This window comes from Stenotrophomonas sp. NY11291, from assembly GCF_023277365.1.
Taxonomy (GTDB): Bacteria; Pseudomonadota; Gammaproteobacteria; order Xanthomonadales; family Xanthomonadaceae; genus Stenotrophomonas; species Stenotrophomonas geniculata.
Genome location: NZ_CP096975.1, coordinates 2,985,559 through 3,009,632, shown reverse-complemented (window position 1 = coordinate 3,009,632; position 24,074 = coordinate 2,985,559). Strand labels below are relative to the sequence as shown.

23 protein-coding genes and 3 pseudogenes are annotated in these 24,074 nt (G+C 62.2%); 19 read left to right on the top strand and 7 right to left on the bottom strand.

Translation table 11 applies throughout. The features are described from left to right. Positions 1 to 7: 7 nt before the first annotated feature. The 6 genes and pseudogenes from M1L61_RS23190 to M1L61_RS14050 form a co-directional block, all read right to left on the bottom strand. Positions 8 to 1,710: pseudogene (locus tag M1L61_RS23190) on the bottom strand (ATP-binding protein). Between the two features lie 181 nt (positions 1,711 to 1,891). Further along, positions 1,892 to 2,140 carry a hypothetical protein gene (locus M1L61_RS14070; protein WP_005410137.1) on the bottom strand — a complete coding sequence of 83 codons (249 nt, stop codon included), beginning with the start codon at positions 2,138 to 2,140 and terminating at the stop codon, positions 1,892 to 1,894. A 97-nt stretch (positions 2,141 to 2,237) separates the two neighbouring features. Next, complete coding sequence (locus M1L61_RS14065; RefSeq protein WP_248853664.1) at positions 2,238 to 2,483, bottom strand: hypothetical protein; 246 nt, start codon at positions 2,481 to 2,483, stop codon at positions 2,238 to 2,240. 125 nt (positions 2,484 to 2,608) lie between these two features. Continuing rightward, positions 2,609 to 2,878 carry a hypothetical protein gene (locus M1L61_RS14060; protein WP_010484830.1) on the bottom strand — a complete coding sequence of 90 codons (270 nt, stop codon included), beginning with the start codon at positions 2,876 to 2,878 and terminating at the stop codon, positions 2,609 to 2,611. A 103-nt stretch (positions 2,879 to 2,981) separates the two neighbouring features. After that, entirely contained in the window at positions 2,982 to 3,458 is a 477-nt protein-coding gene (locus M1L61_RS14055; RefSeq protein ID WP_010484832.1) for a hypothetical protein, read from the bottom strand. A gap of 93 nt (positions 3,459 to 3,551) precedes the next feature. Then, the gene (locus M1L61_RS14050) at positions 3,552 to 4,790 is read right to left on the bottom strand and encodes an NADH:flavin oxidoreductase/NADH oxidase family protein (protein ID WP_248853663.1); all 1,239 of its coding nucleotides are present in this window, start codon (positions 4,788 to 4,790) and stop codon (positions 3,552 to 3,554) included. Between the two features lie 89 nt (positions 4,791 to 4,879). Here M1L61_RS14050 and M1L61_RS14045 point away from each other — a divergent pair, with 89 nt between their 5' ends. Beyond that, the gene (locus tag M1L61_RS14045) at positions 4,880 to 5,359 is read left to right on the top strand and encodes a MerR family transcriptional regulator (RefSeq protein WP_248853662.1); all 480 of its coding nucleotides are present in this window, start codon (positions 4,880 to 4,882) and stop codon (positions 5,357 to 5,359) included. 16 nt (positions 5,360 to 5,375) lie between these two features. On the opposite strand, the gene M1L61_RS14040 is transcribed toward M1L61_RS14045, so the two are convergent. Continuing rightward, positions 5,376 to 6,584, bottom strand: coding sequence for an MFS transporter (locus M1L61_RS14040; RefSeq protein WP_049482594.1), 1,209 nt, complete (start codon positions 6,582 to 6,584; stop codon positions 5,376 to 5,378). Positions 6,585 to 6,818: 234 nt separating this feature from the next. On the opposite strand from M1L61_RS14040, the gene M1L61_RS14035 reads away from it, so the two are divergent. From M1L61_RS14035 to M1L61_RS13950, 18 genes and pseudogenes are all read left to right on the top strand, one after another. Then, the gene (locus M1L61_RS14035) at positions 6,819 to 7,076 is read left to right on the top strand and encodes a hypothetical protein (RefSeq protein ID WP_029379975.1); all 258 of its coding nucleotides are present in this window, start codon (positions 6,819 to 6,821) and stop codon (positions 7,074 to 7,076) included. 36 nt (positions 7,077 to 7,112) lie between these two features. Further along, positions 7,113 to 8,792 (top strand): type IV secretory system conjugative DNA transfer family protein, encoded by a 1,680-nt coding sequence (locus M1L61_RS14030; protein ID WP_248853661.1) that lies wholly within the window; start codon positions 7,113 to 7,115, stop codon positions 8,790 to 8,792. A 427-nt stretch (positions 8,793 to 9,219) separates the two neighbouring features. After that, complete coding sequence (locus M1L61_RS14025) at positions 9,220 to 9,666, top strand: hypothetical protein (RefSeq protein ID WP_010484845.1); 447 nt, start codon at positions 9,220 to 9,222, stop codon at positions 9,664 to 9,666. 89 nt (positions 9,667 to 9,755) lie between these two features. Then, positions 9,756 to 10,811 (top strand): type IV secretion system protein, encoded by a 1,056-nt coding sequence (locus M1L61_RS14020; protein ID WP_197654185.1) that lies wholly within the window; start codon positions 9,756 to 9,758, stop codon positions 10,809 to 10,811. Continuing rightward, positions 10,808 to 11,587, top strand: a complete 780-nt coding sequence (locus M1L61_RS14015; RefSeq protein WP_014037652.1) for a TrbG/VirB9 family P-type conjugative transfer protein — start codon at positions 10,808 to 10,810, stop codon at positions 11,585 to 11,587. The genes M1L61_RS14020 and M1L61_RS14015 overlap by 4 nt, the downstream gene beginning before the upstream one ends. Further along, on the top strand, positions 11,584 to 12,837 hold the full coding sequence (locus M1L61_RS14010) for a TrbI/VirB10 family protein (protein ID WP_049413026.1): 1,254 nt from the start codon (positions 11,584 to 11,586) through the stop codon (positions 12,835 to 12,837). Before M1L61_RS14015 ends, M1L61_RS14010 begins: the two co-directional genes overlap by 4 nt. Before the next feature lie 14 nt (positions 12,838 to 12,851). Continuing rightward, complete coding sequence (virB11, locus tag M1L61_RS14005; protein ID WP_197654186.1) at positions 12,852 to 13,895, top strand: P-type DNA transfer ATPase VirB11; 1,044 nt, start codon at positions 12,852 to 12,854, stop codon at positions 13,893 to 13,895. 15 nt (positions 13,896 to 13,910) lie between these two features. Then, a pseudogene (locus M1L61_RS23185) lies at positions 13,911 to 14,375 on the top strand (lytic transglycosylase domain-containing protein); the annotation flags it as partial. A 580-nt stretch (positions 14,376 to 14,955) separates the two neighbouring features. Beyond that, on the top strand, positions 14,956 to 15,366 hold the full coding sequence (locus tag M1L61_RS13995) for a TrbC/VirB2 family protein (protein WP_010484857.1): 411 nt from the start codon (positions 14,956 to 14,958) through the stop codon (positions 15,364 to 15,366). Beyond that, positions 15,359 to 15,667: a VirB3 family type IV secretion system protein gene (locus M1L61_RS13990; RefSeq protein ID WP_010484859.1), complete on the top strand. Its 309-nt coding sequence runs from the start codon at positions 15,359 to 15,361 to the stop codon at positions 15,665 to 15,667. Before M1L61_RS13995 ends, M1L61_RS13990 begins: the two co-directional genes overlap by 8 nt. A gap of 81 nt (positions 15,668 to 15,748) precedes the next feature. Next, complete coding sequence (locus M1L61_RS13985; RefSeq protein ID WP_010484861.1) at positions 15,749 to 18,196, top strand: VirB4 family type IV secretion/conjugal transfer ATPase; 2,448 nt, start codon at positions 15,749 to 15,751, stop codon at positions 18,194 to 18,196. Further along, the gene (locus M1L61_RS13980) at positions 18,193 to 19,044 is read left to right on the top strand and encodes a hypothetical protein (protein WP_248853659.1); all 852 of its coding nucleotides are present in this window, start codon (positions 18,193 to 18,195) and stop codon (positions 19,042 to 19,044) included. The genes M1L61_RS13985 and M1L61_RS13980 overlap by 4 nt, the downstream gene beginning before the upstream one ends. A 61-nt stretch (positions 19,045 to 19,105) precedes the next feature. Next, a complete protein-coding gene (locus M1L61_RS13975) occupies positions 19,106 to 20,251 on the top strand; it encodes a type IV secretion system protein (protein WP_010484868.1) in 1,146 nt (381 codons plus the stop codon). A gap of 39 nt (positions 20,252 to 20,290) precedes the next feature. Then, positions 20,291 to 20,830, top strand: a complete 540-nt coding sequence (locus M1L61_RS13970; RefSeq protein WP_080356581.1) for a DUF4189 domain-containing protein — start codon at positions 20,291 to 20,293, stop codon at positions 20,828 to 20,830. A gap of 322 nt (positions 20,831 to 21,152) precedes the next feature. Continuing rightward, positions 21,153 to 21,701, top strand: a complete 549-nt coding sequence (locus M1L61_RS13965; RefSeq protein WP_080356582.1) for a DUF4189 domain-containing protein — start codon at positions 21,153 to 21,155, stop codon at positions 21,699 to 21,701. A gap of 42 nt (positions 21,702 to 21,743) precedes the next feature. Continuing rightward, a pseudogene (locus M1L61_RS13960) lies at positions 21,744 to 22,052 on the top strand (type VI secretion protein); the annotation flags it as partial. A 171-nt stretch (positions 22,053 to 22,223) separates the two neighbouring features. Continuing rightward, complete coding sequence (locus M1L61_RS13955; protein ID WP_080356529.1) at positions 22,224 to 22,772, top strand: DUF4189 domain-containing protein; 549 nt, start codon at positions 22,224 to 22,226, stop codon at positions 22,770 to 22,772. Positions 22,773 to 23,503: 731 nt separating this feature from the next. Continuing rightward, entirely contained in the window at positions 23,504 to 24,040 is a 537-nt protein-coding gene (locus M1L61_RS13950) for a hypothetical protein (protein WP_248854783.1), read from the top strand. Positions 24,041 to 24,074 lie beyond the last annotated feature (34 nt).

The following is a 24,074-nucleotide window of genomic DNA, read 5'->3' as shown; positions in this document are numbered from 1 at the left end:
CTGCCGGCTAAAGCGCAGTCACCATCGTCTGCGAGCGACGGCTGGCCTCGGTCATCACGGAGGCCAGCTGCTTCAGTGAGTAGGGCTTGCGCAGCAGCGTGAAACCGTGGCCTGGATCGCGGGCCAGCAGTTCGCTGTAGCCACTGGTGAGAATGATCGGAAGATCGGGCAGGCGGCTGCGGATGGTGCGGGCGAGATCCAGCCCATTGGTCTCGGGCATGACCACGTCGCTGAACACCACGTGAAACGCGCAGCGTCGCGCTCGAGCTCCGCCAGTGCCTCGTCGGCATTGCGCGCGAGTACGACGTTGTACTCAAGCTCGCGCAGCGCCCCGACTGCAAACTCGGCCACATCCACGTTGTCTTCCACCACCAGTACGCACAATCCGTGGCCATGCAGCAGCCCCTGTTGCGTGGTCGGCAGCTCGATGGTGGCGTTTTCCTGCGCCAGCGGCAGATACAACGTGAAGCGCGTACCGACACCGGCCTGGCTCTGTACGTCCACTTCGCCCTCGGACTGCTTGACGAAGCCGAACACCTGGCTGAGGCCAAGCCCGGTGCCCGCGCCCACTCCCTTGGTGGTGAAGAATGGCTCAAAGATCCGGTCCACCACGGACGGATCGATACCGGCACCGGTGTCGCTGACGCTGATCGCAGCGAAGTTGCCTTTCATCGGCGCCGCGAACCGCACGGAAGGCACCGATGTCAGCTGTTCCACATCGATCGTCACCTTGCCGTGGCCGTCAATGGCGTCGCGCGCGTTCACCGCGATGTTGATCAGTGCGGTGTCGAGCTGGGTCCGGTCCAGCAGTACCGGCAACGGGGCGTCGGGCAGGTTTACTGATACGGAGATGCGCGCACCCAGTACTGTGGTGATGATGTCTGAAAGCGCGCGCACGCTCTCGCAAAGGTCGAACACCTGCGGCGACAGGCTCTGTCTACGCGAGAACGCCAGAAGCTGGGCGGTCAGGCGAGTGGCGCGGTCAGCGGCGGTTTCGATGGCCTGTACATAGCGCAGGCGCGCATCTCCGGCTGGCCAGGTATGCAGCAGCATGTCCACGGAGCCGGTGATGACCTGCAGCAGATTGTTGAAGTCGTGTGCAACGCCGCCGGTCAGCTGGCCGATGGCCTCCAGCTTCTGCGACTGCCGCAGCTGTTCGCGGGCGCGTACCAGTTCAAGGTGGGCCTCGCGTGCCTGCTCGGTGATGGCCGCTACCTGGCGCGTGTGCCGGTCGCGCTCGATCACCCGTTCGGTCTGCTCGCTGACGACGCAGATGATGCCGGCCACGCCTCCGCAACCGGCACGCAGCGGCGAGTAGGAGAACGTCCAGAATGTCTCGCGCAACGTGCCATCACGGTCCATCATCAACGGCATGTTCTTGAAACTGCGGCTCGTGCCGCCGAAGGCGTCGTTGACAGCATCGACGACGTCGGCCCAGACGTCCGCCCAGACGTCTTCCAATCGGCTGCCCATGGCGCCGTGGAGCTTGCCGCCCAGCATCGGCAGGTAGGCATCGTTGAAGAAGAACGCCTTGTTGTCGCGGCCCCATGCGATCCACAGCGGCTCCGGAGAATCCAGGATCATCGCCAGCAGAGCGCGAAGTTCGGGAGTAGCGTTGGCGGCGTCGGCGGAACGGGCCCAGTCGCTGTCCTGCAGCAGCCGGTAGGCGAGTTGATCGGGTGCCGAGACAGGAAGGGGGAAGGGATGCATGGCCGTGCGTGAAGAAAGGTGCCGCAGCTTAGCCGAGGTGATGTCATTGCGCTCTGCACAGGTCCTGCGCCCTGGCCGTCATCGGCCCTTCGGGCCGACGAGGTGGCTCACGGGGCGGCCTCTGACTTCACCATCATCCCTGCGCCAACAGCCTGCGTCATGGCACCGTCGTATTCCAGCCTCAGACACCCAGAAGCGAATTCACCTGCCAATCGGCAACCCGCGCATGGCTCACCGCCTGATGACTGCCGCATCCATCGCAGCGGAACAAGGCACCGCCCGGCAGCTGGACCAAGTTGTCTTCGCTGGCCGAGCGGGTTTCAGAACAGTGCCGGCAGATGACAGTGAGCGCCGTAATGCGCTCCACTCCGCCAGACAGGTCGAACACAGCTTCAAAGGCATGGATGACAGGGTGACCAGTGGCCGGCATCGGGAAAGTCGTCGCGGTGGGGAGGCGTTATCCTGCCCTTCTGATCGTGACGGGCTGGTCATCCGCATGCATCGGAACGATCAAGATGCCAGGCGGCTCAGAGATCCTTCTTCCTGCCGCTCAGGTCGATCGGCCTGTCACTGCCCTTGCGCTCGCTCGACCACACTTCCATGCCCTTGTTGCAGCGGCTCTCGCGGGCAGCCACTTCGCGCGGCAGGTCCTTCAGATGCGGTGATTCCTGGCAGGCCTGATACATGTTGCTGTCGTCATAGGTGGCACAGGCGCTGAGCGAGGCCAGGGCAACGGCGGTGAGGGAGGCGCGAAGCAGGGGCTGCAGGGTCATGGGGAGGTCTCGGGTGGTGCCGGGCTGGCCATGGCATTCAAATCCGTGACCCCGGGCACGCACAATCCGACCAACCGCACTTGTTATTCTGTAACAGATGCGCGATAGTCCCGCGCCTGCTGGGATCAGGCGACGCAGATCATCAGCATCATGCTCAGCGCCAGCATCAGCACGAATACGCGCCGGCTCAGCGCAAGGCAGGCCAGGCAGGCGGCCAGTGCCCAGGCAGCCAGCAGCGCGCAGGCCAGCAGCCACAGCCCGATCACCATCAAGGATCCACTCGCCAGTGCGGACAGTGCGATCGCCTTGAACAGCGTCACGCCCAACACACTGCCGAGTACACCGGCCTGAAGGGCGATGGCATCGTGACGGGCAGGGGCGGGTGGGTGGTGCATGTCGGCGGCGTTCGTTCGCTGCAAGGGAGGCGTAGCCACTGTGCCCGACGGCATATCCACGCCATGTGTTTTTCGCGCACGCGATGCGAAGCCGGCGCAGGCTTCAGTCGAACTCGCCCTCGGCCGACTCCAGCCGTTGCCGGTAGGCCGCCCGATGCTGATACAGGCGCTGGCACTCGGCGGACCTGTGGATCCGGCTGGCCGGTTCGTTGGCCACGGCGTCGCACATTCTTGCGATGTGGTTGTTGGACGCCAGTTCGGTCACGAAGAACACGGCAGTGATACCGGTACCGAGCAGCACCACGTAGAGCAGGCGGCTGAGCCAGCGCGTGCGCTTGCGCTCGAAGTGCTGCTGGAGGGTCAGGTCGAAGCGGATGATGCTGAGCACGATCCAGATGATCGCGACCAGGAAGCAGAGGGTGGGCAGCAGGCCACGCCAGAGCCCGGCCTCGTAGACCGATTCGTTGTAGTGGACGGCCGCGCCGGCACCGGCGATGGCGATGGCAAGTGCCCAGTTGCGGCCCAGCGAGAGCAGGTCGTCGAGCAGCTTCTCGCGGTTCCTGGTCGATCCTGCTGCCACGTGGCTTCCATCTCCAAGTTGCGACCGGCGGCGGAGTGCCGCCGATCCTGCAGATGGTGGAGCATCGCTGCGGTGATGAGAAGTCCGCGCGGCTCAATGTGCGAAGACGCGGGCGCCGATCCAGCGCCGGTAGCGGCGGGTCCGACACTTTACGTCCGCCTGTGCCAGCAGCAGTGCCCAGGCCGGTGAGATACCGGGCGCGGTGGGGCGGTGCCGGCTCAACCGGCCCAGCTGATACTTCACTGCGGCCATGTGCGCGCTGGCCGCCAGCAGCTTGCTGCGCCAGTTGATGTTGCGCAGTGTCGGCACCGGGTCGCGGCCCTGCTGCCAGTGCTGCGGCAGATCCGGCTCGATCGCCAGCGCGGTGGCGATGCCGACCATGGCCACGCCGCTGGCCAGCACCTGTTCTGCCACTTCGCGGCGGCGGATGCCGCCGGTGACCATCAGTGGCATCGTTGCCACCGTGGCGATCTCGCGTGCGAATTCGAGGAAGTACGCTTCGCGGGCCACGCTGCGTTCGTCGCGTGCGGCGCCGGTCATGGCCGGTGCTTCATAGCTGCCGCCGGACAGTTCGACCAGATCCACGCCGAGGGGCGCCAGCATCTCCACCACGGCGCGCGCGTCCTCGGGCGAGAAACCGCCGCGCTGGAAGTCGGCGGAGTTGAGCTTCACCGCCACCACGAAGGTGGGCGCCACGGCCGCGCGCACACCCTGCACGATCTCCAGCAGCAGGCGCGCACGGTTGTCCAGGCTGCCGCCCCAGCGATCCTCGCGACGGTTCGACAGCGGCGACAGGAACTGGCTGAGCAGGTAGCCGTGCGCGGCATGGATCTCCACCCCGCTGAAACCGGCGCGCTCGGCCAGCTCGGCACTGCGGATGAAGCGCGCGATCACCGCGTCGATGTCGTCCTCGGTCATCGCCTTCGGCGGTGCGAACTGCTTGGACAGCGCGCCCATCTGCAAAGCAACGGCTGACGGCGCGAGCGCGGGTTGGCCGAGTGCGGCCGGCATCTGCCGCCCCGGGTGATTGATCTGCATCCACATCTGCGCGCCCCGCGAGCGGGCAGTGTCCGCCCAGGCGGTGAAGCGGTCGAGGTGACGATCGTCTTCCAGTACCACGCCGCCCGGCCCGGTCATGGCGCGCCCATCGACCATCACGTTGCCGGTGATGATCAGTCCGGCGCCGCCGTCGGCCCAGCGCTGGTACAACTGCAGCAGCGCTTCGGAGGGGGCGTGGTCGGCATCGGCCATGTTTTCCTCCATCGCCGCCTTGGCGATGCGGTTGCGGATGACGGCACCGGAGGGTAGTGCCAGGGGCGAGAACAGCGACATCGGACAGCTCCAGGACAGGGGAATGGCGCTACGCTAACCTTCAAGTTTGATTGAAGGTCAACAGGTTCCGATGTCGAGGATTCAGGCAGATGAAGATCGGTGAGCTGGCCCGGCGCACGGGTCTGGCAGCGTCGCGCATCCGATTCTACGAAGAGGCCGGGTTGCTGGTGGTCCAGCGGCAGGCCAACGGCTACCGCGACTACCCGGAGCAGGCGGTGCTGTTGCTGGAGCTGATTACCGGTGCACAGCGCGCCGGCTTCAGCCTGGAGGAGATACGCACCCTGTTGCCGCCAGACATGGGCCAGTGGCAGCACGACGCATTGATCACGATGCTGCAGCAGAAGGTGGCCGACATCGAGGCGCTGCAGTTGCGGCTGGCACAGAGCCGGGCCCATCTGCTGGCCCTGATCGAGGACATCCAGGCACGGCCGGAGGGCATCGACTGCGCGGCCAACTCGCGGCGGGTACTGGACCGCGTACGGCGCGGTAAGTTGGCGCGACCGACGTTGGCGGCCGGCGATACGGCGTTGCTGCGACCGGGACGCCGCCGCCGCGTGGGCAGCGACTGACGAGCCGGCGCCGTGTTCAGTGGCTGCCGGCGGTGGCTTTGCGCTTCCTGTCCAGCATCACTGCCACGCACCACAGCAGCAGGCCGCCGATCGCAGTGGCCGCACCGACATAGCCGGTGCTGGCCGGGCTGAAGCCGGCGCTGATCGCCAAGCCGCCCAGCCACGGGCCGAGTGCATTGGCGGTATTGAAGGCGGCATGGTTGGAGGCAGCTGCCAGCGTCTGCGCTTCGCCGGCCACGTCCATCAGGCGTGTCTGCAGCACCGCGGCCAGCGCGCCCATGGTGCCGACGGTGATGATCATCGGGCCGATGGTCCACACCGATTGCGCGGCCAGCGGATACAGCAGCAGCATCACGATCGACCACAGCAGCACCACCGCGGCGGCCTTGAAGTGGAACTTGTCCACCAGCCAGCCACCGGCGATGTTGCCGATGATCGCACCGATGCCGAACACGCCCACCGCCAGCGGCATCCACGATTCGGCTACGCCGGTGACCTGCACCAGGGTCGGCGCCAGGTAGGTGAACACGCAGAACATGCCAGCGAAGCCAACGGCGCCGATTGCCAGCGCCAGCCACACCTGGGTGGTGTTGAAGGCGCGCAGTTCGCGCATCGGCGAAGTGCGCACTTCGTCCGGGTCCGGCAGCAGGAAGCGCGCGATCATCGCCACGGTGGCGATGGCCAGCAGGCTGACCAGGGCAAAGGCGGTGCGCCAGCTCAGCTGCTGGCCCAGCCAGGTGGTCAGCGGATTGCCGACCAGGATCGCAATCGACAGGCCCAGCAGCACCCGCGACATCGCCTGGCCGCGCTGGCCGGCCGGGCTGATCGCCGCCGCCACCAGCATCGCCACGCCGAAGTAGGCGCCGTGTGGCAGGCCCGCGACGAAACGCGCGATCAGCATCGTGCCGTAGTTTGGTGCCAATGCGCTGGCCAGGTTGCCGACGGCATAGAAGCCCATCAGTGCCAGCAGCAGCTTACGGCGCGGGAAGCTGGCGCCGACGAAGGCGAGGATCGGGGCGCCGACCACCACGCCGATGGCGTAGGCGCTGATCAGGTGGCCGACCTGGGTTTCGGAAATCGACAGGCCGCGGCTGATCTCCAGCATCAGGCCCATGCTGGCAAATTCACTGGTGCCGATGGCGAAGCCGCCCAGGGACAGGGCAAGAATGATCAAGGTGCGCTGACGGGGCGTCAGCCGCGCAGCCAGGGAAGCGTTGGGGCTCATGCGGGGGCGCGATGGGGGCGGGGAGCCAGCCATTGTACTGCTGCACCGCAACAGCAGCAGCCACGCCCGGGGCAAATCAGTGTTTGATCGATGGGATTGCGGCACGCCGGGCACGGGCTCGGTGCTGCAGCGCGTGCGGCCCCCTGTTGCCGGCCTCCTGCATGTGATGACGACACGGCGGTCGGCATGATGGGCGTGCAGGGGCTGTGGAATGCTGGAACAAGGAGGATGTCGATGCAGGAGTTCAGGCATGTGCTGGAGACGCGCGGCCGCTATCAGCTGGTAGCGGTGTCCTACGCGCCGGTGTACGCTCCGGGCGATGTGGTCGGCCATGCGGTCGTCGCCGACGATGGGGATCGTCTGACCGACCTGGTATCACTGGCCGAAGCGCGCCAACTGCTGTTGCAACGGGTGCGTGAAGAGGGCGAAGAGCCCGGGCTGGAGAACGAAAACCACCTGCGGAAGAAGGCGTCGCGCTGGCGCCGCCGCTAGGCCGTCGCGCCCTTGTGCGCATCATGGAGGATTCGGGTGTTGCCCAGTAAGAAGTATCTGCTCATCGCCATCACCACGCTGGCGACCCTGTTGCTTGGTTTCGTGTTTTCCGGCTACCTGACGTTGTTGTTCCTGGGCCTGGATACCAAGCTGTTCACCTGGAACACCTATTACCAGTACTTCAATGCGCTGGACCAGCCACAGGTCGCGCCCTTCGTGGGCAAGATCAAATGGGCTGGCTACGTGGGCTTCGGTCTGCCGCTGATGGCCCTGCTGGTGACCGGCCTGGCGCTGCTGCTGAAGAAGGACAAGCGCTCGCTGCATGGCGACGCGCGTTTCGCCACCGGCGCCGACCTGTCCAAGCACGGCATGTTCAAGAAGACCGGCCAGAGCATCGTGGTCGGCAGCCATGGCGGCAAGCTGGTGCGGCTGGACGGCCAGCAGTTCGTGATCCTTGCGGCACCCACCCGTTCAGGCAAGGGCGTGGGCGTGGTCATCCCGAACCTGCTGGAGTACGGCGAATCGCTGGTGGTGCTGGACATCAAGCAGGAGAACTTCGACCTGACCAGTGGCTGGCGCGCCAGCCAGGGCCAGGAGATCTACCTGTTCAATCCCTTCGCCGAAGATCGGCGCACGCACCGCTGGAACCCGCTCAGCTATGTGTCCGATGATCCGGCGTTCCGGGTTTCGGACCTGATGAGCATTGCCGCGATGCTGTATCCGGATGGGGCCGAGGACCAGAAATTCTGGGTCAGCCAGGCGCGCAACGCGTTCATGGCCTTCACCCTGTATCTGTTCGAGAACTGGGATGACGAGCGCAGCAGCGGATTCCCGGGCGGTTCGGGCACGCCCACGCTGGGCGCTGTCTACCGGTTGTCATCGGGCGACGGCACCGATCTGAAGAAGTACCTCAAGGCTTTGTCGGAGCGGTCGTTCCTCAGTGGCAACGCCCGTTCGGCGTTCGCCAACATGCTGTCCCAGGCCGACGAGACCTTCGCTTCGATCCTCGGCACCTTCAAGGAGCCGCTCAATCCCTGGATCAACCCGGTGCTGGACAAGGCCACCAGCAGCAACGACTTCCTGCTGACCGACGTGCGCAGGAAGAAGATGACCATCTACATCGGCATCCAGCCGAACAAGCTGGCCGAGAGCCGGCTGATCATCAACCTGTTCTTCAGCCAGCTGATCAACCTCAATACCAAGGAACTGCCCAAGTCCAACCCGGACCTGAAGTACCAGTGCCTGTTGCTGATGGACGAATTCACCTCGATCGGCAAGGTCGAGATCATCGCCTCGGCGGTGTCCTACATGGCCGGTTACAACATCCGCCTGCTGCCGATCATCCAGAGCATGTCCCAGCTTGATGCCACCTACGGACGGGAAGTGTCACGCACGATCATCACCAACCACGCGCTGCAGATCCTGTACGCGCCGCGCGAGCAGCAGGACGCCAACGACTACTCGGACATGCTGGGCTACACCACCATCCGCAAGAAGAACGTCACCCATGCCCGCGAGAAGACCCACAACTTCACCGAGGAGCGGCGCGCACTGATGCTGCCTCAGGAGCTGAAGGCGATGGGGCCGGACAAGGAAGTATTCCTCTACGAGGGCATACCGCATCCGGTGAAGTGCGACAAGATCCGCTATTACAAGGACCGCTATTTCACGTCGCGGCTGCTGCCGAAGGTCGACGTTCCGATGCTTAACGTCTAATTCACGTCGCTAAATTTGTGACATGTATTCATATTCACTGACATGAAATCGTGACCTGAGTCAAAAATTCGGCATCTGTTCATAGATTTTCAGACTTGTCTGACATGGAATTGACGCGTGGTTGTGTAACTCTGTGTTCGTCATCCAGAAGTGTGTGCTGGATGGCAAAAGTTGTAACGCAGGGTGGCCAGGAGTTTGTGCCATGGAAACAAGGATGGTTTCGACGTTGGTGAGGGTGTGCGGGTGTGTCGTCGGCAACGTCTGGCGGCCCCGCGACCTGGTTGGCAGCTTTCGGGCTGCAGGGGAGCCGGGGCAGGTGTGCTGCATGCCAGCGCGTCTCCCCGATTCCGGCGTGCGCCATGCAGCGCTGGACGACCAGGGAACCAACGCTCGGGACTGCTTTTTCGTACGTCAAAGTGAAGCCCGTATGAATCAGGCGTTTATCGCGAAAATCTCCATCGCCGCAGTCGCGGCGCTGATGGTGGCAGGGTGTGCCACCAAGTCCGCCCCCGATTTCGGTGGGCGCTGGAAGCCGGTCAATCGCTTTGCCGTGGCGACGACCGAGATCCCGCTGTACTCCAGCTACGTCTACCAGGCCTCGCCGATGGATGGCACGCTCAAAGCCATGCTCGAGCGCTGGGCCAAGGATTCCGGACGAACACTGGACTACCGCCTCAACTCGGACTTCACGCTGTATGGCGCGGTCTCGAAGATCGACACCACCAATGCACAGCAGGCTGTGATCGATCTGACTTCGGCGTATTCGGCGCAAGGCATCTCCGTCTCCATTGTTGGCAACCAGATCGTTGTGCAGAGCGCTGGCTCGACGCCCACCGCGTCGGCGCAGGGCGCTGATTCCAACAGCGGCACCTGAGTCCACCTCGAAACCATCGAACGTGCTGCTCCCCGCGCCTGTCGCAGGGGCTCCATGCCCATTGATGTTTCAGCAGTACGGAAGAATCCATGTTCCGCAAGAAGGATCCCGGCAACAGTCCCAAGGTCGAGCAGTCGGTCGCCAAGGCGGTCAGCTACGAGATCACCGTGGCCGACATGGCGCGTCGCAGCGAGCGGCGCGCGTGGTGGGTCGCCACGGGCTCGTTGCTGATGTCGCTCGCACTGGCGGGCGGCTACTACTACATGCTGCCGCTGAAAGAGAAGGTGCCGTTCCTGGTGATGGCCGACGCGTATACGGGTACCGCGACGGTCGCGCGCCTGAGTGGCACGTTCCAGGGCGAGACCATCACCAGCAACGAAGCGATCAATCGCAGCAATGTCGCCCAGTACGTGCTGGCACGTGAATCGTACGACTCGGCGGTAATGGGCCTGCGCGACTGGGAGCTGGTGTTCGTGATGTCCACCGATCCGGTGGCGCAGTCCATGCGCGTGCGCTATGCCGGCAACAACCCGCAGAACCCGTTCGTGATGTATGGCCGCGAGCGCGCCATCCGGGTCAAGATCCTCAGCATCACGCCGCTGGGCGCCGAACCGAACGGCAGCTTCCGCGGTGCGTCGGTGCGCATCCAGCGCAGCCTGTTGGACAAGCGCACTGGCGTTGCCACCTACCTGGACAATCAGCTGGTGACGATGCGCTTCGGCTACAACCAGAACCTCGCGCTGTCCGAGCAGGATCGTATCCTCAATCCGCTGGCCTTCCAGGTCACCGAGTATCGCGTCGACAACGACTATTCCCGTGGCGTCCCGGTGCCGGATGACGGCGCCATGCAGGCGCAGGCGCAGCAGGCTGCACAGGCCGCGCAGCAGGCACAGGGCGTCTACGATCCGAACAATCCGGCTGCGGCCACGATGATCGATCCTGCCACCGGCCAACCGGTCGCGGCTCCGGTCAACGGCCAGGTGCCGGGCCAGCCGATGCCGGGCCAGCCCGTACAGGGTCAACCCATGCCGGGTCAGCCGGTGCAGGGGCAAGTAACGCCGGGGCACGCCATGCCCGGACAGCCGGCCATGAGGCCGGCGCAGAACAATTCCACCGGAACTGCTGATGGAGCAAGCAACCGATGAGTAGTCGAAATATCAGGGGAAGCGCGCTGGCGCTGCTGTCGATGTTGTCGCTGTTGTTTTCAGCAGCGGCGATGGCGCAGGCGGTGGACCACTACGAGTACGAGAAGGACCGCATCTATCCGGTTCGCACCGGCCTGGGCCTGACCACCCAGATCGAGTTGAGCCCGAACGAGAAGATCCTCGACTACAGCACCGGCTTCAGCAGCGGCTGGGAGCTGACCCGCCGCGAGAACGTGTTCTACCTCAAGCCGAAGAACGTCGACGTGGACACCAACATGATGGTGCGCACCGAGACCCACTCCTACATCTTCGAGCTGAAGGTGGTAGCCACTGACTGGCGCCAGCTGGAACAGGCGCGTCGTGCAGGCGTGCAGTACAAGATCGCCTTCGTCTATCCGAACGACACCGTGTTCGGCGTCGCCCAGGAAGCGGTCGAAGAAGAGGCCAAGCCATTGTTGAGCTCTGAACTGGCCAAGGACCGCCAGTACAACTTCAACTACTCCTATTCGACCAGCAAGGCGAAGAAGATGGGGTGGCTGATCCCGGTCAACGCCTATGACGATGGTCGTTTCACCTACCTGAAGCTGCCGAATTCGCCGGAGTACAAGACCGGCATCTTCCCGGCGGTTTTCGGTCGCGAAACGGAATACGGTGAAGACTTCGTGGTCAACACCACGGTTGAAGGCAATACGCTGATCGTGCACGGGACGCACCCGTACCTGGTCATCCGCCACGGCGACTTCGTCGTCGGCCTGCGAAGGAACGTGAAGAAATGAGCCAGCAGAACACTCCCGGAAACGACCCGAACAACGGACGCGACGAGAGCCAGAGCCCGTACGGCGCACAGGGTGCCCCGGACGCGCCGTCGAATCCCTATTTCGGCACGGCCCAGGCCGAGCCGGCGCCGGATCTGGACGCGGCCGCGCCGCAGCTGCGCTCGGCCGAAGAGCAGCGGTTGAACCGCAAGGCGCTGCTGTTCCTCGGCGGCATCGTGCTGCTGCTGATGGCAATGGGCTTCCTGCTGTTCCGCAAGGGCCAGGAAAGTGATGACGCCGTGCAGAAGGTGCCGGATGTCGCACGTGCCAGCACGCCGACATTGCCGGACATTGCGCCGCCTCCGCAGGCGCCGCCGACTGCCGCCGAACCGATTCCGATGCTTCCGCCGATGTCGCAGGACGAAGGTCCGAAGCTGGTGCCCATCGCGTCCCGGCCGGAAGCCATGGGACCCCGTGAGCCGACGCTGGTCGAGCGCCGGATGGCTGGCGTGGATGATGCCGCGCTTGCGGCAGGCAATCGCGCGCAACCGCAGCGCAGTGCGCTCGACGAACAGACCCGCCAGGCGCTGCTTGCGAACATGATGCCCAACCAGCAGGGGCAGCAGAAGATCCGCCGTGGGCCGGATGTGGAAGACGTTTCCAGTGCCGCCTACATCCAGAGCCCCGATGCGCTGCTGGTGCGCGGCACCTACCTGCGGTGCGTGCTGGAAACCCGCATCATCACCGATCTGGCCGGCTACACGTCGTGCCTGCTGACCGAGCCGGTGTACTCGATCAACGGTCGCAACCTGCTGCTGCCGAAGGGCTCCAAGATCTATGGCGCCTATGGCGGTGGTCCGATCGGCAAGCGCGTGGAAGTGATCTGGGATCGCATCACCACCCCCAATGGCATCGATGTTGCGATGTCCAGCCCGGGCGTGGATCAGCTGGGCGGCGCCGGCCATCCGGGCCAGTACAGCGCGCACTGGGGCAGCCGTATCGCCTCGGCGCTGATGATCAGCCTGATTTCCGATGCCTTCAAGTACGCGGCTGCCGAACATGGTCCGGAGACGACCACCATCGCCAACAACGGCATGACGGTGCAGTCGCCCTATGAGAGTGCTACCGCACGCACGATGGAGCGCCTGGCCAACGAGGCACTCAGCAGCAACCGTCGTCCGCCGACCGTCACCATCAACCAGGGCACGATCGTGAATGTCTACGTTGCCAAGGACGTCGACTTCACCAACGTGCTCCACCCCCGCCGGTAACCCAACGAACGATCATGGACGCCGAAGTGTCACCCCTCGCCCTCGTCTCCAGCGATTTCCTGCGCTATCAGTACGAAGTGCTGGGCATCGCCGAGTACATGACTTCCCCGGAAGTGACGGAAATCTGCATCAACCGTCCCGGTGAGCTGTACCTGGAAACCCGGACGGGGTGGCAGCGGGTAGACGTGCCGGGCCTGACCTTCGAGCGGGCCCGGCAGTTCTGCACGGCGGTGGTGAACGAGAGCAACACCGGTCAGCGCATTACCGATGCCGATCCGGTCGTGTCGCTCACGTTCCCCACCGGCCAGCGTGCGCAGTTCGTGATTCCGCCGGCATGTGACGCCGGGAAGGTATCAATCACCATCCGTCTGCCGTCCAAGCACACCAAGTCGCTGAGCCAGTATCACGAAGATGGTTTCTTCAACCAGATCCTGGAAAGCGATGGCAGCATCAGCGAGCAGGACCGCGAGCTGCTGGAACTGCGCCAGCAGCGCGAGTACGCCGAGTTCTTCCGGCGTGCGGTGATGTACCGCAAGAACATCGTGGTGTCCGGTGCGACCGGCAGCGGCAAGACCACCTTCATGAAAGCGCTGGTCAATCATATCCCCGACAACGAACGCCTGGTCACGATCGAGGACGCACGCGAGCTGTTTCTGACCCAACCCAATGTGGTGCACCTGCTGTACTCCAAGGGTGGGCAGAGCACCAGCAACGTCAGCGCCAAGAGCTGCATGGAAGCCTGCCTGCGCATGAAGCCCGAACGCATCATCCTTGCCGAGCTGCGCGGTGACGAGGCGTTCTACTTCATCCGCAACTGCGCATCGGGCCACCCGGGCTCGATCACCAGTTGCCATGCGGGCAGTCCGGAGCAGACCTGGGACCAGTTGGCCCTCATGGTGAAGGCCTCCGCCGAAGGTTCGGGCCTGGAATTCAACGTGATCAAGCGACTGTTGATGATGACCATCGACATCGTTGTGCATATCAAGGCGCACGCCGGTTCGCGCTACATCACCGGTATCGATTTCAATCCTGGGCGCGCCCAGGGGCAGGAGGGCTGAAGGATGCTGCCAGGACTGGAGATGATGGCGTGCCCGGAGATGGCGGTGTCGATGGACGTGATGCAGCACGTCATCAACGTTGAATCGTCACGCAACCCTTATGCCATCGGCGTAGTTGGTGGCGCTCTGGTGCGCCAGCCCAAGGCGCTGGATGAAGCGCTGGCGACGGTTCGGATGCTGGAGGAGAAGGGCTACAACTTCTCCATCGGGTTGGCCCAGGTCAATCGCTACAACCTCGGCAAGTACGGCCTGGATTCCTACGAGAAGGCCTTCCAGCAGTGCCCGAACCTGCAGGCGGGCTCGCGCATCCTGGCCGAGTGCTACAAGCGCTCCGGTGGTGACTGGGGCAAGTCGTTCAGCTGCTACTACTCGGGAAATTTCGAGACCGGCTTCCGCCATGGCTATGTGCAGAAGGTCTACGACTCGATGCGCCGCGGGCAGCAGCTTGCCACCAATGGTGTTGCGCCGATCGACGTGGTGAGTCGGGGTGAACGCCGCAGCGTGAAGGTCGAGCATCATCCGCAGCTGGCCTCTCCGGCGCAGGCCCGCATCGTTGCGCAGTCCAATGGCCCGGTGTACGTGCCGTCGGAAGACCCGGCACGTGCGTATGTCGTGTATCCCTCCACCGGTGCGATGGCGCGGGGCAGCCTGCTGAACATCGCCGACCAGGCGCTGTCCAAGGTAGTGCTGGGTTCGGTGGACCGGATGATGCAGCCACAGCCGCAGCCCACCCAAGGGGCCACGTATCCGCAGCAACAGGCCGGTGGCATGCCGCAGCAGCTGCCTCAGCCGGGTCCGGCGCAGGCAATGGCCATGCCGCAGCAGTTGCCGGGCGCTGCCGGCGCCGACAACGAGGGGCCCGTGATGCTGCGCCCCTGGAGCGAGCGCAATCAGCCTGTGGCCGGTGGCGAAAATTCATTCAACGCACCGGTGCAGGCTGCACCGGTGCAGCAGATTCCCGCAGGGGATGCGGCCTTCGTGTTCTGACGAAGTCGTGGTGCGGCCAGTCCCCCGGCTGGTCGATTCAGTTGTGTTAGTCCATCAACAAGGAAATCAATCCATGAAGCGATCCAATCTCGACCTCGTCCAGGCCCAGCGCACGCTGAAGACCCTGCTGATGGCCACGATCTTCGTTGGCGCACTGTTCGCCCCGCAGGTGTTCGCCACCAACACCGACTTCGGCGGCACCGACAAGAAGGTCTGCGGTTTCTTCTCCAACATCAACGGCCTGCTGAACATGGCCTCGATCGCCGTGGTGACCATTGCGGTGATCTTCGCCGGCTACCAGATCGCTTTTGCTCACAAGCGCATCAGCGACGTCGCGCCGATCCTGATCGGTGGCGTGCTGATCGGTGCCGCCGGCCAGATCGCGCGCATGCTGCTGGGTGAAGGCAGCGACGGCAAGTGCGGTGCTGGCACCAGCACGACCTACTACCTGATCAACAACGCGATCCAGTACTACAGTGCATAAGAACGTCGTGTTCCGCGGCTGCACGCGCCCAGCGATGTTCCTGGGCGTGCCTTATCTGCCATTTTTCATGGTGGCAGGCGGGCTGTTGCTGCTCAGTGTGTACACGAACTTCTGGTTCCTGCTCACCATTCCGGTGGCGATTTTCATCATGCGGCACATGGCCAAGCGTGACGAAATGATCTTCCGCCTGCTGGGCCTGCGACTGATGTTCAAGCTGAAGGTGCGCAACGTGCCGGAACACGATGGCATGTGGGTGTTCAACCCCAATCACTACCGCAACAAGCCGGCCCGAATGGATTGAGGTCCGGATCCGGCCTGGCGGGCGTTCTCGCCCGCCAGGTCTCTTGAAACTCCTTGGCAGTACCTCTTTGGAAGCAGTCGTATGTTCAGCCCTGACACCTCCATCAGTGAGTTCATCCCGTTGTCGTCGCATGTCGCTCCGAACGTGGTCAAGACCACGGGCGGCGACTACCTGATGACCTGGCATCTGGAAGGACTGCCGTTCGTCGGCCGTGAGGAGTGGGAGCTCGAGCATCGCCACAACACGTTCAACCGCCTGCTGCAGACCCTGCGCGCCCCGGACTTCGTCAACGTCGCTTTCTGGGTGCACGACATCCGTCGCCGCCGCACGCTGAAGGGCAAGAGCAGCTACAAGCAGCGCTTCAACCAGGACGTGTCCGACCAGTACATGGGCATGTTGTCCTCGCAGCGCATCATGCAGAACGAGCTGTACCTGACCATGATCTACCGCCCGGTGGTGGCCGGTAAGCGCTTTGTCGAAAAGTCGGCGAACGTAGACAAGCTGCGCGCCGAGCAGGAACAGGCGGTCGAGAAGCTGATGGAACTGGCCGGCAACGTCGAGGCCGTGATCCGCGACTACGCGCCGTATCGCCTGGGCATGTACGAAGCCAAGAACGGTGTGGTGTTCTCGGAAACGCTGGAGCTGTTCGGCTACCTGATCAATCGCATCGATGAGCCGGTGCCGGTGCTGTCGGCGCCGATCAAGGATTACCTGCCTGTCAGCCGCCACATGTTCTCGGCCAAGACCGGCGATTTTGCGATCAACACTCCCAATGGCGCCAACCATTTTGGCGCCATCCTGAACATCAAGGAGTATGCCGAGGGGACCTACCCGGGCATCCTCAACGGCCTGAAGTACCTCGACTACGAATACGTCATCACCCATTCGTTCAGCCCGATGGGGCGTCAGGATGCGCTGAAGGTGCTCGACCGCACCAAGGGCATGATGATCTCCTCCGGCGACAAGGCGGTCAGCCAGATCGTCGAGCTGGACCAGGCTATGGATCAGCTGTCGTCGGGCAACTTCGTGCTGGGTGAATACCACTTCATCATGGCGGTCTACGGCGACACGCAGGCCAAGCTCTCGCAGAACGTCGCCTCGACCCGCGCCGAGCTGTCCAACGCCGGTTTCGTGTCGACCAAGGAAGACCTGGCGGTTACCTCGTCCTTCTACTCGCAGCTGCCGGGCAACTGGCGCTATCGCACGCGCCTGGCCAATGTCAGCTCGCTGAACTTCCTTGGCCTGTCGCCGCTGCACAACTTTGCCACCGGCAAGCAGCACAACAACCCGTGGGGCGATTGCGTCACCACGCTGCAGACCACCAACGGCCAGCCGTACTACTTCAATTTCCACGCGACCCATCCGTCGGAAAACTCACTGGGCGAGAAGGCGATCGCCAACACCATGGTCATCGGCAAGTCCGGTACCGGTAAGACCGCGCTGATCAATTTCCTGCTCAGCCAGGTGCAGAAGTACGAGCCGTCGCCGACCATCTTCTTCTTCGACAAGGACCGCGGTGCTGAGATCTTCGTGCGGGCCTGCGGAGGTAACTATCTGGCCCTGGAGAACGGCGCGCCGACCGGCTTCAACCCGTTCCAGTGCGAGAACAACGAAGCCAACGTGCAGTTCCTGGCCGACCTGATCAAGGTGCTGGCCGGCAAGCGCGAGTACAGCGCCCGCGAGGAAGAAGACATCTACCGCGCCGTGGAAAGCATGCTCGATACGCCGATGCATCTGCGCAGCATGACCAACTTCCAGAAGAGCCTGCCCAACATGGGCGACGATGGCCTCTACGCGCGCATGCGCCGTTGGACCTCGGGCAATTCGCTGGGCTGGGTGTTCGACAATCCCGTGGATACCGTTGACCTGAGCAAGGCCAACATCATCGGCTTCGACTACACCGACATCATCGACAACCCTGAAGTGCGCGTGCCGGTCATCAATTACCTGCTGCACCGCCTGGAGTCGCTGATCGACGGCCGTCCGCTGATCTATGTGATGGACGAGTTCTGGAAGATCCTGGATGGCGAGGGTGGCCTGAAGGAGTTCGCGAAGAACAAGCAGAAGACCATCCGTAAGCAGAATGGTCTCGGCATCTTTGCCACACAGAGCCCGGAGGACGCGCTGAAGAGTGATATCTCCGCCGCCCTGATCGAACAGACCGCTACCCTGATCCTGCTGCCGAACCCGAATGCCAGCAAGAGCGACTACATGGATGGCCTGAAGTTGACCGAGGCCGAGTTCAATGTGGTTACCGCCTTGGACGAGCGCTCGCGTTGCTTCCTGGTCAAGCAGGGTCATGCGTCCAGTGTCTGCCAGCTCAACCTGCGCGGCATGGACGACATCCTGTCGGTGATCTCGGCGTCGACCGACAACATCGACATCATGCATCGTGTCCTGCAGACCGCCGCCGTGCGTGCACGTGTGACGGTGGATGAGCTGACGCCGGAACAGTGGCTGGAAGATTTCTACAAGAACCGCAAGGGCTCCGGAAAGCCCGCATCCAACAGTAAGGAGGTTGCAGCATGACTGTCGCAATGGACGTGAACGCAGCAAGCCCCTTGAATTCGATGGAGAAGAACATGGAAACCACTGCCCGTACTGCCAAGACGCCGAGTGCAGTCTCCCGGCTCCGTTCCACCGCCATGGCGATTTCCGTCGCCGCATTGCTCAGCTTCCCCGTGAAGGGATACACCATCCCGGTGGTTGAGGTTGGCTTGAATACCTTCAACAGCACGCTGACTGAGGTCCATACGCTTGCCGCTCAGGGGGAAGCCTTGCTCGAGTACAGTACCCAGGCGCAACGGTTTCTGGAAACAACTCAGAACTGGGCGCAGAAGCTGGCGAAGTTCAATCAGATCATCGCCTCGCCACTGATGCCTCAAGGCGTGAAGCTGGAGCCGGTTCCGCTTGAGTGGAATGTTGCCGAGCGCTGCGGCGCCGGCAATATCATGAGCCTGAGCGGTATCCTCACTGCGTTGGACTTGAGCCCGGGTGGGGACATCATCGCCCAGCAGCGCAACATCTGCGCTGCAATCCAGGTCATGGAGAATCAGAAGTACAACGAGACCGTGGAAGTTGTGCAGAAGACGATGCCCGACATGCGCAAGGTGCTGGACAGGATCAAGGATATCCGCGATCTGTGGAGCGGCGAGGGTGCGATGGCAGAGGCCTCCGCGAATGCAGTCGTTTCTGACGCCTATATGCAGGCGGATTTTGCGACCTGGGAAAAGAAGACTGAAGGGTATGACAAGCAGATTCAGGCGCTGACCAAGATGCAGCAGATTCTTGCGCAGCGCGCATTGAAGGGTACCGGTCAGTCACCTCTCGGTACCGTAGTGAAGGCCGCGGCACTGAAGGCAGCGCTCTCCAACTGATTAGACGCTGCTCCGGTCGAGCTGCAATCACATTCTAGGTGAAGTTATGGATCTTGGGCTGATGGATGGCATGTTGGGGCAAGGCCCCCTGCACATGCTGCAGAATCTGCACGCGTCATCCTCAATTGGTGACTTTGTGTTCTTCCGGCTGATCCTCGATTACCTGCATAAGGAAATCGCGGAGTACGGCGTCAAGCTGCTTGGACGCATGATGGCGTGGGTCGGTGGCATTGCACTGACTCTCATGACGCTCTGGGTGCTGATTCAGGGTTTCCGGATCGCCACCGGTCGCAGCCGCGATTCGATGATGGTGCTCGTGACCAACATGGCCAAGGCTGCGCTGATCGTGTCGGTTGCCACGACCATGGGTATGTTCGGTCGCGAGATGCATGGCTTTCTCATCAATGACGTGAAGAACGAGATTACTTACGTCGTGACCGGGAAGAAGGACTCGCCGGAGGATCTGATCGATGAGAACCTGGGCTACATGCAGCTGGCGCTATCCAGCGTTGACGCGCTGGACGTGATGAGCGACGTGACGCTGGACAACGCCAAGACCCGTGCCATGTGGTTCATTGGCATGGGCACGGGTGGTCCGGCAGTCACGGCTGGCTCAATGCTTTTGCTGTATGAGGTCGCGCTGGCATTGTTCATCGGCCTGGGGCCATTATTCATCCTGTGCTTGCTGTTTGACCAGACCAAGCAGCTGTTCCAGAAGTGGCTGCTCTACGGCATAGGCACGATGTTCTCCATGGCGGTTCTGGCAGCGATGACCGGCATCGCGATGAAGATGGTGTCCAAGGTTGCGTTCGCCTTCTGGGGAAGCACGTTGACGGGCACGCTGATGGGTCAGAATTTCAGTGAAGGTATGTCGAGCATGGCACTGCAGCAAGGCGGCATGGGCCTGATCCTGACCACGCTGATTCTGACTGCGCCCCCAATGGCGGCGATGTTCTTCCAGGGAACATTGGGCAGCTTCATGGCATATTCGCAGATAGGCGGTAGTGCAGTACCGGCATCGCCGGGCCCGAATGGTCAGCCGCCGGGTTCGACGGGAGGCGGACAATACAAGCCGAACGCACCGGCGACTCACGAATCTCAACCGATGGGTGTAGGCTCTGCAGTCACTCCGAGATTGCAGGGTGCCTTTGACTCTCCGCCACCATCGTCTGGGCTTAGAGGAAATGCGAATGGCAGCGTTGCATAGCGAGTTCGATATGCATGATAAAGGTGGAGTTGGCGGGCGATGAAAATTCTTGTATCGCAAGCGATTCTCGCCAGTTCTTTGATCTTGGGCGTGGCATATCAATCCTTTGCCGAAGGTAATTGCCCTCCTGGTTACTACCCGATTGGGGGGCAAGGGGCACGGGGGTGTGCGCCTATACCCGGGGCCGCTAGTGGAGGTGGTACCACAGCGGAGATTCAGCTTGCCAGTCCTACTGGCAAGTGGGTGCGAACCTGGGGGGCGATAGCGTCTTCCAAGAACACTCAAGACGCAGGAGTGTCGACGGGAAAGAGAGCCAAAGAGCTGGCAGAGCAAGAGGCTCTTTCCAAGTGTGCATCGGGAGGAGCGCGTGACTGCAAGGTCGATTTGGCCTACTTTAATCAGTGCGCTTCTTGGGTCGTTCCAAGTGGGCGTTCTGGGGGCGGGCAGTCGGGAGTGGGTGGTGGGCCCACGCCGGAGCGAGCGCTATTTGTGGCCCAGTTAATGTGCAGGAATGATCAGCCAGGAAAATGTGTGGAGTTCTATGCCAACTGCACGAAACCGATTTTTGAGGAGTTCTAGTTCTCTTAAATAGTTAATTGATGGCCTCGGAAATTGCCATGCCAAATAGCCGCTGGTGGGCGCTATTGGCGATTCGCCTTCTACGAGCGATAGGGCGTGAGGGGCGCCACGTGTGGTGCTGTACCGCGTTACGACTCAAGCGGCAGCGCCGTGTGTGTTTCATCGAGCGACTGGAGCTGCCGGCTTCGCGCGGTATGTGCTCTGATGGAGTGCAATGTAAAGCGGCCTGTTCCGCTTGTTCTGAGTCGATCTATGAGACGAAGGAAATGTCAATCGCGGTGCCGTCTAGCTGGTCCAATGAGAAGGGGGTGAGGACAGTTTCATGAATGGAGCAAAGCAATGGGTGATTCTTTTCTTCTTTCTTCTCGTCTCATTGACCGAAGTTGCGTTCGCTGAAGGCAATTGTCCGCCAGGGTATTATCCAATTGGAGGTCAGGGCGCCCGAGGTTGCGCCCCCATTCCAAGTGGCGCACCGAGTAGCACATCGAGTGGCGGGATTTCCGAATTGCCCGCAAACTCTCCTACTGGGCGATGGACCAAGACATGGGGGGCGATTGCTGAATCGAAAACGACTCAGGACGCGGGCACCTCTGTCGGTAAGCGATCCAAGGAGGAGGCTTCTCGTGAGGCAATTTCAAAATGCGGATCAGCTGGTGCCGCTGATTGTTCGGTTAGCTTCACGTATCAAAATCAGTGTGTCTCGTGGGTCATTCCAAGGGGGCGTTCTGGCGCAGGTCGTGCTGGGATTGGATCTGGTCCCACGCCCGAAAGGGCAAAATTCAACGCGCAAGCCATGTGCAAGAATGATCAGCCGGGATATTGCGAAGAGATCTATTCGGACTGCAGTAAACCGATATTTGATGAGTTCTAAGTTGCAGGCTTATGTCGCGCCCTGATATTCCGGTCCATTGATGTGACCGGCATCGCGATGAAGATGGTGTCCAAGGTTGCGTTCGCCTTTTGGGGAAGCACGTTGACGGGTACGCTGATGGGTGAGAATTTCAGCGAAGGTACGTCGAGCATGGCACTGCAGCAAGGCGGCATGGGCCTGATCCTGACCATGCTGATTCTCTGACTGCGCCGCCCGATGGCGGCGATGTTCTTCCAGGGAACATTGGGCAGCTTCATGGCATATTCGCAGATAGGCGGTAGTGCAGTACCGGCATCGCCGGGCCCGAATGGTCAGCCGCCGGATTCGACGGGCGGGGGGGCAATACAAGCCGAACGCACCGGCGACTCACGAATCTCAACCAATGGGTGTAGGTTCTGCAGTCACTCCGAGATTGCAGGGTGCCTTGACTCTCCGCCACCATCGTCTGGGGTTAGAGGAAATGCGAATGGCAGCGTTGCATAGCGAGTTCGATATGCACGATAAAGGTGGAGGTGGCGGGCGATGAAAATTCTTGTATCGCAAGCGATTCTCGCCAGTACTTTGATCTTGGGCGTGGCGTATCAATCCTTTGCTGAAGGCAATTGTCCGCCAGGGTACTACCCGATTGGAGGTCAGGGCGCCCGAGGTTGTGCCCCCATTCCAAGTGGCGCACCGAGTAGCACATCGAGTGGCGGGATTTCCGAGTTGCCCGCAAACTCTCCGACTGGGCGGTGGATAAAGACTTGGGGGGCAATCGCCGAGTCCCGGTCTACTCAGGACGCAGGAGCATCGACCGGCCTTCGATCACAGCTAGCGGCAGAGCAAGAGGCGTTGCGGAAGTGCAGTTCAACGGGTGCCGCCGATTGCTCCGTCAGTTTGGCGTATCGAAATCAGTGTGTGGCTTGGGTCATTCCAAGTGGGAAGACGGGTCGTGGAATGTCGGCGCTGGGGCGTGGTGCTACGCCGGAAATGGCGCTGATAATGGCGCACTCCAAGTGCAAGAATGATGTGAGCGGGAAGTGCGCGGTGCTGTATGAAAACTGTACCAAACCTATTTTTGAAGAATTTTGATGTAAATGTGTCGGCGGGCACGCTGGTATAGTCTCGAAGAATGTTGTCGTTGGAGAGCCACGGCATAAAATGCTGCGCGCCTACTTCCGGCTGAATGTGTCTCATCAGTCTCTTCTACTGCGCTGATGTTCACTGGGACGAAATACGTTAATGCTAGTACGGTAAGCTGGGCAACTTAGACTGCCTTGCGGGACTGCAGAGCTGCGGCGGGAGCACAATGCAGATCCGTCTACGTCGCGTGTGCTATTTCACTTTCAAGAGATATCAGGCGTACGCGGCCGGACGCTGCCCGAGGCGGAGGAAAAGGCAGTGGGAGAATGTATCGACGCCGATGCGAAAGCCTGTCCTCTGGCATTCAACAACTGCATGTGAAGCTACAGGCGATTTGGGGGTGTTGCGCCGCCTGCGCCCGTCTTGCTTCGTGGATGCGGTCCCCGATTCTGTGACTGGTAGCGCCATTTCAAGCTTTCGCTCTTCGACGCAAGCGACCTCCTCGCGCTAAGCTCTCCTGGCGCCGGAAAAATGGCGCTTCGGCGCTACGATTGCAGGAGCTTTCCCGTCCATGAGGACCCTGTCCCTCCGCTCAACGGGTGACGCATGCCACCGACGCTGCCATGGTGCTCCCGGAGCTATCATCCGCACCTGCAGGGTGACTGGCGCGACTGGGCAACGCCACTATGCCCGCCTACGACGCGGGCATCGGCGGGACGATATTGAAGGAGTGGGAGGGGATGGAAGACAGGGTTGGCGCACACATGGACGATGCCCTGGCATTTGTTCCGTCCGGTGCGAACCTGCTGGAAGCCGTCAGGGGCGAGCTCAACGGCGATGGCATCGAGTATCAGCTGCTGGTCATCGACCAGCCGACGCCGGAAGGGCTGGTGCCCGGCCAACACGGACCGAACCGGGTGCTGCTGTTGCTACGCGGTGACGGGCGCGGGCGCTGGCAGCTGGCCGCGCGCAACGACAAGCTGGTGCCGTGTTCCACCCGAGGTGGCTTGGCCGGCGACCCTTTTGCGTATGCAATGGTCGAGGAGGGCACCTTCAGCGTGATCACCAACGGCGGTAGCCGCGAGCGCTGGAGCAGCACCTACCGGTTCCGCTATGCGCCCGCGGACAAGGCCTGCTGGGTGGACGGGGTGAGACGCAAGGTCGTGGATATCGAGACCGAAGCGACCAACATCCGGGATTACTCGGTGGCGGAGCTGGGCAGGGTGCTGTTCGAGGACTTCGACCCGTCCAGTGTCGCGGAGGTGTCGCTTCCATGAGCCAAGCTCCAACCGGCGGAAGGGAATCCGCGCT